This window comes from Thiocystis violacea, assembly GCF_016583565.1.
GTDB lineage: Bacteria > Pseudomonadota > Gammaproteobacteria > Chromatiales > Chromatiaceae > Thiorhodococcus > Thiorhodococcus violaceus_A.
On the sequence record NZ_NRRF01000174.1, the window covers coordinates 1 to 2,047 of the forward strand.

Consider the following 2,047-nt stretch of genomic DNA (forward strand, 5'->3'; position numbering starts at 1 on the left):
GTCAAGCTGGCTGAGGCTGTGGTCGCTCAGGTGCATCGCTCAGGCGGGGAGGTTTCAGTGGACGGTGAAGATAGCCCGATTCTGGGCTGCGCGACCGGGAGCATCAAGGGGGTATCTGACCGCTTACTTTTTGTTTTTTAGACATGCGATGTATTTCTAACCACAAAGATCACAAAGATCACAAAGATCACAAAGATCACAGAGCAGGGATGGCGGCCTGATCTTGAGCCTTTTCTTTTGTGCTCTTTGTGTTCTCTGTGGTTGAAAGGATAGGGTTCATGAAAACGGGTTGATGACCCGGACGCCGTCGTAGTCCTGGCCGTGGTTGAGGTCTTCGGTGTAGAGAGAGTGGCAGCCGAGTTCCCGGGCGGCGGCGAGGATGGTTGAGTCCCAGTGAGAAAGCTGAAACCGGCGGCGGAGAATAACCGCCGCCATCACCAGCTCACGGGTGACCGGCAGGACGGGCACGCGCCCGCTGAGCTCGAGGGTCGCGTCGATGCCGCTTTCGGAAATTCCCAGCGCTTTCTTGCGCAGGGCATTGGCAACGAATTCCTGCAAGACCTGCGCGGACAGGGCGAAGTCGGTATCGAGGATCAGGCGTTCCGCTTTGGCCTGTTTCTCCGCGTCAGCGGGTGCGTTCGAACAGGCGTAGAGGAGGACATTCGAGTCGAGAAAGACCTCAGCGGTCATAAATCTCCTCCCGTGTCAGAGGAACCATGGGCTCCGTGTTCGACGCCCGCATGGCTTTCAACAAGCGAGTGAAGGTCTTCTTGCGCTCGTTGTCCTTCTCCTCGTCTCCAAGGTCTGAAGTCACGGTCTCGAGGCCCTTGACCACGAGTTCACGCAAGGTCGTCCGCCGCTGGGCCGCCACGATTTTGGCGCGATGGAGGAGTTCGTCAGGGAAATCGATCGTCGTTTTCATAGATGCAACATTTACAGGAGTATGGGAATACTGTCAATGTGTGAAGACTGAATCGAAGCCAGCTAATCAGGCTTGAGCAGCGGGTAAAGGCGGCGGGTGACGCTCTCGCCTCGGTTGTGCCAACTACAACCGTCCTTCCGTCGATCTGGCAGGGTGTCCTTCTCATCGCAGATCGCCTCGACGAGAGCGAGGGTGGCATTTCCCAGTGTGATGGCCTCACCGATCTCGTCGAAATATCCGGCGATGTCCTTGAAGTGGCATCCAATCGCGTTGCGGAACTGGAGACGGGAAAAGACGGCTTCAATCAGCGGTTCCAAGTCAACTGACTTGGTCACATTGCCCTGTTCATCAAGGTGGTCACAGCGGAGAGAGGGCAGCAGATTCTTTTCGCCCTTCAGCCCGCCCTTGTAGTGATCGAGTGTCCAGCGTTGCTCCGCACCGGGATTTCGCGGAAGTCGGCACTGATAGATTCCAGTCAGGAAATCAAAGATGTGTTCAAGGATCAAACCGGCGGTATTGGCAATGGCGGAGGCGTGTTCACCCTGCTCGATGTATTGGCGAAGGAACTTCACCTCTGAGTTTGGCCCTTTTTGCAGGGAAAGCCCTCGATCCAACGTCCACCGTCCGAGTTCAAGAAACTCGACCTTCTTCTGGGTGAGGATGCCCCAGCGGAACTTGAAGCGCAGCGGCTGGTAGTGGCTGCTGATGATGACGTGGTGAAAATGGGTCGCCTCGTCCACGAGAAGCTGGTAAAGACGCTCCATGTGAGCCTCGTCTACCGAAGCAATCGCATCATCGAGGAAAAGAATGGTTCTGTCCGGATTCTCCCGCTTTTCGAGGGCGAGGAAAAGACAGAGTCCGAGGGTGTCGAGATGGGATTCGGAGAGGTAGGCCACCGGGCTGGCATTCTCCTTGCCGAAGAGCGAACCATCGAACTGCGCGGAGGCCTTTTTCGTGGGATGGAGGTAGAGCTTGATCGTCTCGATCTTCTCGCCGTCGTAGCCGTTCAGAGACCAGGCATCGGAGCGGGCAGCGGAGTCGCCGCGCGACCGGCGCGGCGCTCGGCGATCACGCCGGCCAGATAGGGCCAAGGCACATGGCCGCGCTGACGACAGGTTTCGATCA

At 57.3% G+C, this 2,047-nt stretch carries 3 protein-coding genes; all 3 read right to left on the reverse strand.

All coding sequences use genetic code 11. The features are described from left to right. Window positions 1-276: 276 nt before the first annotated feature. On the reverse strand, window positions 277-690 hold the full coding sequence (locus CKO23_RS24470) for a PIN domain-containing protein (protein ID WP_200336077.1): 414 nt from the start codon (window positions 688-690) through the stop codon (window positions 277-279). Beyond that, a complete protein-coding gene (locus CKO23_RS24475) occupies window positions 680-922 on the reverse strand; it encodes a hypothetical protein (RefSeq protein ID WP_200336078.1) in 243 nt (80 codons plus the stop codon). Before CKO23_RS24475 ends, CKO23_RS24470 begins: the two co-directional genes overlap by 11 nt. Before the next feature lie 62 nt (window positions 923-984). Then, window positions 985-2,047, reverse strand: a 1,063-nt coding sequence (locus CKO23_RS24480; protein ID WP_207168691.1) for a hypothetical protein, incomplete at its 5' end; no start/stop codon positions are given.

What these genes read in the sequence shown, in the direction of transcription:
- CKO23_RS24470 (WP_200336077.1), bottom strand. Translation starts at nt 690, where the DNA reads ATGACCGCTGAGGTCTTTCTCGACTCGAATGTCCTCCTCTACGCCTGT.
- CKO23_RS24475 (WP_200336078.1), bottom strand. Translation starts at nt 922, where the DNA reads ATGAAAACGACGATCGATTTCCCTGACGAACTCCTCCATCGCGCCAAA.